Consider the following 7,661-nt stretch of genomic DNA (forward strand, 5'->3'; position numbering starts at 1 on the left):
CCCCGGTACCTGGACCTGGGCATCTTCGGCGTCTCGCCGTTCGAGTCGATCGACGCCCAGGGCATCGGCCGGCTGATCCGCATCGCCGTGGACGAGGGGCGCGCGGCCCGGCCGGGGCTGTCCATCGGCGTCTGCGGCGAGCACGGCGGCGACCCGGACTCGGTCCGCTTCTTCGCCGCCGCCGGCCTGGACTACGTCTCCTGCTCGCCGTTCCGCCTTCCCGGGGCGCGCCTGGAGGCCGGCCGGGCGGCGGTGGACGCGAGCGGGTCGGACACCCGGTAAGGCACGAACCGCCAGCGACGACACCGGGGCCCTGCCGGCCGGGCGGGCCCCCCGATCGGGAGGCCAACATGACAACGACTACCGGGCGACCCTCGGCACCCTGGGCGGTCTCCCCCGGCGGCCGGCCGGGTCCGGCGCTGGCCGCGTGCCTGCGCGCGGCGATCGCCGCGCCGTCGCTGCACAACACCCAGCCGTGGCGGTTCCGGCTTGGTGGTGACCCGTGCGGCGCGGCGATCGACGTGCTCGCCGACCCGCACCGGCACCTGCCGGTGGTCGACCCCGTCCGGCGCGAGCTGACCATCAGCATCGGCGCGGCGGTGCTGAACCTGCGGGTGGCGATGCTGGCCCGCGGCCGGACGCCGGTGCTGCGACTGCTGCCCGACCCGGCCGAACCGAACCTGCTGGCCCGGGTGACCCCGGGCGGCCACGCGGCGGAGAGCGACACCGTCCGGCTGCTCGACCGGGCCATCCCGCGGCGGCGCACCAACCGCCGGCCGTTCCTGGACCTCCCGGTGCCGCCGGAGGTGCTGACCGACCTGGCGGCCGCCGCCGAGGTGGAGGGCTCCCGGCTGGCCTTCCTCGACCCGGCGCTGCGCGACGGCACGCTCAGCCTGGTCCGCACGGCCGAGCACCGGCGCCGCAACGACCCCCGTTACTGGGCGGAGCTGGCCCGGTGGACCCGGGAGGACCCGGACCGGCGCGACGGCGTGCCCCGGGCCGCGTTCGGGCCGTGGCCGGTGCTGGAGTCGCTCCCGCTGCGGGACTTCGGGCTGGTCCAACCGGCGCGCCGGCGGCGGGTCGCCCGGTTCGAGCACGAGCCGGTGGTGGCGGTGCTCTACACGCCCGGCGACGGTCCGATGGAGTGGCTGCGCGCCGGCGAGTCGCTGGAGCGGGTGCTGCTGACCGCGACCGTGCAGGGCGTGGCCAGCACGCTGATGACCCAGCCGATGGAGCTGCCCGACCTGCGCGAGCTGCTGACCGACACGGCGCGGGGGCACGCCCCGCAGGCCATCATCCGCTTCGGGTACGGGCCGCCCAGCCCGCCGACGCCGCGCCGGTGGCTGGGCGAGGTGCTGGTGCCCGCCGGAAGGCAGTGACGTGAACGCGACCCGGGAACGGGCGGTGCCGGTCGTCCCGGAACCCACGACCGGGCTCAGCGGGGTGGAGGCGGCGCGGCGCCTCGCGGCCGACGGCCCCAACGCGACCGCCCGCCCGCGCCCCCGCCGGCTGGCCGGGCGGGTGCTGCGCCAGTTCACCGACCCGCTCGTCGCGCTGCTGCTGGCCGCGGGCGCGGTCACGGCGGCGCTCGGCGACCGGCCGAACACCGCCGTGATCCTGCTGGTCGTCGTCGTGAACACGGTGATCGGCGTGGCGCAGGAGGTGCGGGCGGACCGGGCCATCGCGGCGCTGGACACCCTCGCCGCGCCGACCGCCCGGGTGGTGCGCGACGGCGCCGACCTGGTGCTGCCCGCCGCCGGGCTGGTCCGCGGCGACCTGGTGCGGCTCCAGGCCGGCGACGTCGTCCCGGCGGACCTGCGGCTGGTCGAGGCGCGCCGGCTGCGGCTGGACGAGTCCGCGCTGACCGGCGAGTCGGTTCCGGTGGCCCGGCGGGCCGGCGACGAGGCGGCGGCCGGCACGGTGCTGCTCACCGGCCGGGGCGCCGGCGTGGTCGTGCGCACCGGTGCGGCGAGCGCGCTCGGGCGGATCGCCGCGCTGGTCGCCGGCGCCCGTCCCGGGCCGACCCCGCTCCAGCGGCGGCTGGTCGGTCTCGGCCGCGTCCTCGGTGCGGTGGTGGTCGTGCTGTCCGCCGTGGTGTTCACGCTCGGGGTGCTGAACGGGCGGCCGGTGGTGGACATGGCCGTCACCGCGGTCAGCCTCGTCGTGGCGGCGGTGCCGGAGTCGATGCCCGCGGTGGTGACCCTCGCGCTGGCGCTCGGCGCCCGGCAGATGGCCGCCGCCCTCGCGATCCCGCGCCGGCTGCACGCGGTGGAGACGCTGGGCTCGGTGACCGTCGTCGCGGCCGACAAGACCGGCACGCTGACCGAGGGGCGCATGGCGGCGCAGCGGGCGGTCACGGCGGACGGCGACGAGTTCGCCATGCACGGCCGCGGTTACGAGCCGCACGGCGGCATCGACGGGCACCCGGCGGGCGCGGCGGCGCCCGAGCCGCTGCGGCGGCTGGCCCGCTACGCGCTGCTGTGCGGCGACGCCACCCTCGCGCCGCCCACGTCGGACAGTCCGCGGTGGTCCGCCGTGGGCGACCCGCTGGAGGCCGCCCTGGTCGCCTTCGCCGCGCGGTGCGGGCTCGACCCGGACGCGGAGCGGCGGGCCCGGCCCCGGCTGGCGGAGCAGCCGTTCGACGAGGTGCTCCGGCGGATGACCACCGTGCACGCCGAGCCGGACGGGCGGTACCTGGTGGTCTGCAAGGGCGCGCCCGAGGTGGTGCTGCGCCCGCCGCTGGTGGACGCGTCCGCGCCGCACCTGGCGGACCTGACCGCCGCCGCCCACCGGCTGGCCGCCGAGGGGTACCGGTTGATCGCGGTGGCCGCCGCCGTGGTCGCGGACCACCCCGATCCGCACCACCCGGGCGGGCTGCGCCCGGCGGGGTTGCTGGCGCTCGGTGACCCGCTGCGCCCGACCGCCGCCGCGACGGTTGCGGCGTTCCGCCGGGCCGGCATCCGGCTGGTCCTCATCACCGGCGACCACCCCGGCACGGCGGCGGTGATCGGGCGGCGCCTCGGGCTGGTCGGCGACCGGGACTCGGTGGTCCGGGGCGATCGCGAACCGCTGGAGCCGGACCGGGTCGCGCACGCCACCGTGTTCGCCCGCACCCGCCCGGAGCAGAAGCTCGACATCGTCCGCGCCCTTCAGGAGCGCGGCGAGGTGCTGGCCATGACCGGCGACGGGGTGAACGACGCCCCCGCACTGCGCCGGGCGGACATCGGCGTGGCGATGGGCGGCGGAACCGAGGTCGCCCGGCAGGCCGCCGACCTGGTGCTGGTGGACGACAACCTCGGCACCGTGGCCACCGCCGTCGCCGAGGGCCGGCGCATCTACGCCAACATCCGCCGGTTCCTGCGGTACGGGCTCGCCGGCGGGCTGGCGGAGATCCTGGTCATGCTGGCCGGCCCGGCGCTGGGTCTGGCCGTACCGCTGCTGCCCGCGCAGATCCTCTGGGTGAACCTGCTGACGCACGGCCTGCCGGGGGTGGCGCTGGGGGCGGAGCCGGCCGAACCCGGCGGCATGGACCGGCCGCCCCGCTCGCCGCGCGAGTCGGTGCTCGGCGGCGGCATGTGGCGATCGGTGCTGGGGATCGGCGCGCTGATCGGTGCCGTGGCGCTGGGCGCGGGCCTGGTCGCCCACCGGCTCGGCCGCCCGTGGCAGTCGGTCATCTTCGTGGTGCTCGGCCTGGCGCAGCTCGGGGTGGCTCTGGCGGTGCGGGCGCGCCGGGCGAAGGGCGGGCCCGGCAACTGGACCCTCCCGGCCGCGGTGGCGCTGTCCGCCGTCCTCCAGGTGGCCGGCGTCCTGCTGCCGCCGCTGCGCGGCCTGCTCGGCACCGCCGCGCTCGGCCCGGTCGAACTGCTCGCCTGCGCGCTGGTCGCCGGCCTGCCCGGCGCGGTCCTGCTGATCGGCCGGCGGCGCCGGGCGCGAGGTCCCGACCGGTCGGGACCTTCGGCTCTGCCCGCGGGTCGGCGCCCCACCGCAGGGTGGTCGGCGTGAACGCTCTCGACCTGGCGCGGTGGCAGTTCGGCGTGACCACCGTCTACCACTTCTTCTTCGTACCGATCACGATCGGGCTCTCCGTCCTGGTGGCCGGGTTGCAGACCGCGTGGGTGCGCACCGGCCGGGAGCGGTACCTGCGGGCCACCAGGTTCTGGGGCAAGCTGTTCCTGATCAACTTCGCGATGGGCGTGGTCACCGGGATCGTGCAGGAGTTCCAGTTCGGCATGAACTGGTCCGCCTACTCGCGGTACGTCGGCGACATCTTCGGCGCCCCGCTGGCCGTCGAGGGGCTGCTGGCGTTCTTCCTGGAGTCCACGTTCCTCGGGCTGTGGATCTTCGGTTGGGACCGGCTGCCGCGCCGGGTGCACCTGGCCACGATCTGGCTGGCCGCGATCGGCACCTGGCTGTCCGCGTACTTCATCCTCGCGGCGAACTCGTGGATGCAGCACCCGGTGGGGTACCGGGTGAACCCGGTGACCAACCGGGCCGAGCTGACCGACTTCGCGGCGGTGCTGACCAACTCCACGACGCTCGTGGCGTTCGCGCACACCATCACCGCGGCGCTGCTGACCGCCGGGGTGCTGATGCTCTCGATCAGCGCCTGGCACCTGGCCCGGCGGCGGGACGTCGAGGTGCTGCGCCCCAGCTTCCGGCTGGCCCTGTGGGTGGTGCTCATCTCCGGGGTGCTGGTCGCGGTCAGCGGCGACATCCAGGCGCGGATCATGACCGAGCAGCAGCCGATGAAGATGGCCGCGGCCGAGGCGCTGTACGAGACGTCCTCCCCCGCGTCGTTCTCGCTGTTCACCATCGGCGACCTCAGCGGCAGCACCGAGGTGTGGAGCCTGCGGGTGCCGCACGCGCTGTCGTTCATGGCGACCGGGTCGCCGGACGGCACCGTGGAGGGCGTCAACGACCTCCAGCGCCGGTACGAGCAGAGCTACGGCCCCGGGAACTACCGGCCGTACGTGCCGATCGCGTACTGGTCCTTCCGGCTGATGATCGGCCTCGGCATGGCGCCGGTGCTGCTGGCCCTGCTCGGCCTGTGGCTGACCCGGCGCGGGCGGCTGCCCGCCGGCTCGCGCGCCCGGTGGTTCTGGCGCGCCTCGGTGTGGTCGGTCGGGCTGCCGCTGGCCGCCAACAGCTTCGGTTGGATCTTCACGGAGATGGGCCGCCAGCCGTGGGTGGTCTTCGGTCTGCTGCACACCGCCGACGGCGTCTCGCCCTCGGTCGGCGCCGGCACCGTCGCCACGTCGCTGGTCGTGTTCACCGCCCTGTACTCGGTCCTCGCGGTCGTCGAACTGACGCTGATGCTGCGGTACGCCAAGGCGGGGCCGCCGCGCGTCGAGGCGCCCGCCACCGACCGCGAACTCACCTTCGCCTACTAGGCCCGGAGACACCGATGACGCTCAACGACGTGTGGTTCCTGCTGATCGCGGTGCTCTGGACCGGGTACTTCCTGCTGGAGGGCTTCGACTTCGGCGTCGGCCTGCTGCTGCCGGTGCTCGGCCGCGACGAGGCGCGCCGTCGGGTCCTGATCAACACGATCGGCCCGGTCTGGGACGGCAACGAGGTCTGGCTGCTGGTCGCGGGCGGCGCCACGTTCGCCGCCTTCCCCGAGTGGTACGCCGCGCTGTTCTCCGGCTTCTACCTGCCGCTGCTGGTCATCCTGGTGGCGCTGATCCTGCGCGGGGTGGCCTTCGAGTACCGCGGCAAGGTGGACTCGGACCGCTGGCGGCGCGCCTGGGACCGGGCGATCTTCTTCGGCAGCCTGGTGCCGGCGGTGCTGTGGGGCGTGGCGTTCGGCAACATCGTGCGCGGCGTCAAGCTCTCGCCCGAGCACCTGTACACCGGCTCGGTCCTGGACCTGCTGAACCCGTACGCCCTGCTCGGCGGCGTCACCACGCTGCTGCTGTTCGCCACCCACGGCGCGGTGTTCGTGGCGCTGAAGACGGCCGGGCCGGTGCGCCTGGACGCCCGCCGGGCCGTCGCCGTCGCGGGGGTGGTCGCCGCGCCGGCGGCCACCGGGTTCCTGCTGTGGACCCAGGCGACCCGGGGTGACGCGGTCACGCTGGCGCTCGCCGCCGTGGCCGCCGTGGCCCTGCTGGCCGCGATCGCCGCCAACCGCGCCGGGCGGGAGGGCTGGGCGTTCCTCGGTACCGCCGTGACCATCGTGTCGGCGACGGCCATGCTGTTCACCGCGCTGTACCCGAACGTGCTGCCGTCCACTCTGGACCCGGCGTACGGGCTCACCGTCACGAACGCGGCGGCCACCCCGTACACCCTGAAGATCATGACCTGGGTGGCGGTGGCCTTCACCCCGGTCGTCCTGGCGTACCAGGCGTGGACGTACTGGGTGTTCCGCCGGCGGCTGACCGTCGAGCAGATCCCGGCACCGGCCGTGCCGACCGGGCGGGACGATGCCGACCAGGAGCGGGTCGGGACCGCGTGAACCGAACACGCCACCCCCTCCGCGCGGGGCGTGGGGACCGCGCGGAGGGGGTGGCGTGCTGGCGCTCGTGGCTGGTGCCCAGCCCCGACCGCCACGCTCACGACCGGGTGAGGACCACCTTCAGCGCGCCGGTGTTCGCGGCGTCGGCGAAGACGTCGTAGGCGGTCATGAACTCGTCGAAGCGGTACCGGTGGGTGACCATGGCGGTCACGTCGATCTGGCCGGCCGCCACCATGCGCAGCAGCGTGGGCGTGGAGTGGGCGTCGACCAGCCCGGTGGTGATGGTGACATCGCGGATCCAGAGATCCTCCAGGTGCAGCGTCGCCGGCTTGCCGTGCACGCCGATGTTCGCGAGCCGGCCGCCCGGGCGCATCAGGGTGGCGCACAGCTCGAACGCGGCCGGCGTGCCGACGGCCTCCATGACGACGTCCGCGCCGAGGCCGTCGGTGATCCGGCGGACCGCGGCGAGCGGGTCGGCGTCCGGGTGGACGCACACGTCGGCGCCGAACTTCGCGGCCGCCCCGAGGCGGCTGTCGGCCTTGTCGATCGCGATGATGTGGGACGGCGAGTACAGGCGCGCGGTGAGGATGGCCGCGAGCCCGATCGGTCCGGCACCCACGATCGCGACGGTGTCGCCGGGGCGCACCGCGCCGTTGAGCACGCCCACCTCGTACGACGTCGGCAGGATGTCCGCCAGCAGCACCGCGGCCTCGTCGGTGACGGCCTCGGGGAGTCGGTACGTGGACAGGTCCGCGAACGGGATCCGCGCGTACTCGGCCTGGACCCCGTCGACGAGGTGGCCGAGAATCCAGCCCCCGCCGTTGAGGCACTGCCCGTAGCGACCCTGCCGGCAGTACACGCAGGTGCCGCAGGCGGAGATGCAGGACGCCAGGACCCGGTCGCCGGGGCTGAGCCCGGTCACCCCGGGACCCACCTCGACCACGGTGCCCACCGCCTCGTGGCCGAGCACCCGGCCGGGTCCCACCTCGGGTACGTCACCGCCGAGGATGTGCAGGTCCGTGCCGCAGATCGTCACGGTGTCCACCCGGATGACCGCGTCCTTCGGGTCCACAATGGATGGATCGGGGACGTCGGTCCAGGAACGGTTGCCCGGTCCCCCGTACACCAGTGCCTTCATGACTGCCTCCTTCCGCTGAAATGACCGTGGGCCCGGCCGGGTGGCCGGGCCCATGCTCGACCGCGTCCG

6 protein-coding genes are annotated in these 7,661 nt (G+C 75.2%); 5 read left to right on the forward strand and 1 reads right to left on the reverse strand.

The genetic code is table 11. The annotated features are described in order from the left end of the window. The 5 genes from KJS59_RS25075 to cydB form a co-directional block, all read left to right on the forward strand. A partial coding sequence (locus KJS59_RS25075) for a putative PEP-binding protein (protein WP_305071792.1) occupies positions 1-282 on the forward strand: 282 nt, incomplete at its 5' end. Between the two features lie 68 nt (positions 283-350). Then, positions 351-1,379, forward strand: coding sequence for an Acg family FMN-binding oxidoreductase (locus KJS59_RS25080; RefSeq protein ID WP_213455429.1), 1,029 nt, complete (start codon positions 351-353; stop codon positions 1,377-1,379). Position 1,380: 1 nt separating this feature from the next. Beyond that, complete coding sequence (locus KJS59_RS25085; RefSeq protein ID WP_213455430.1) at positions 1,381-4,002, forward strand: cation-translocating P-type ATPase; 2,622 nt, start codon at positions 1,381-1,383, stop codon at positions 4,000-4,002. Further along, positions 3,999-5,390, forward strand: a complete 1,392-nt coding sequence (locus tag KJS59_RS25090) for a cytochrome ubiquinol oxidase subunit I (protein WP_213455431.1) — start codon at positions 3,999-4,001, stop codon at positions 5,388-5,390. The genes KJS59_RS25085 and KJS59_RS25090 overlap by 4 nt, the downstream gene beginning before the upstream one ends. A gap of 14 nt (positions 5,391-5,404) precedes the next feature. Then, positions 5,405-6,454 (forward strand): cytochrome d ubiquinol oxidase subunit II, encoded by a 1,050-nt coding sequence (gene cydB, locus KJS59_RS25095; protein WP_213455432.1) that lies wholly within the window; start codon positions 5,405-5,407, stop codon positions 6,452-6,454. Positions 6,455-6,551: 97 nt separating this feature from the next. Here cydB and KJS59_RS25100 read toward each other — a convergent pair whose 3' ends face one another. After that, complete coding sequence (locus KJS59_RS25100) at positions 6,552-7,592, reverse strand: zinc-dependent alcohol dehydrogenase family protein (RefSeq protein WP_213455433.1); 1,041 nt, start codon at positions 7,590-7,592, stop codon at positions 6,552-6,554. Between the last annotated feature and the right edge of the window lie 69 nt (positions 7,593-7,661).

Source organism: Rhizomonospora bruguierae, from assembly GCF_018397995.1.
GTDB lineage: Bacteria > Actinomycetota > Actinomycetes > Mycobacteriales > Micromonosporaceae > Rhizomonospora > Rhizomonospora bruguierae.

Excerpts from the sequence above, each read along its gene's own strand:
- KJS59_RS25100 (WP_213455433.1), bottom strand. The coding sequence starts at position 7,592 with ATGAAGGCACTGGTGTACGGGGGACCGGGCAACCGTTCCTGGACCGAC.
- KJS59_RS25080 (WP_213455429.1), top strand. The coding sequence starts at position 351 with ATGACAACGACTACCGGGCGACCCTCGGCACCCTGGGCGGTCTCCCCC.
- cydB (WP_213455432.1), top strand. The coding sequence starts at position 5,405 with ATGACGCTCAACGACGTGTGGTTCCTGCTGATCGCGGTGCTCTGGACC.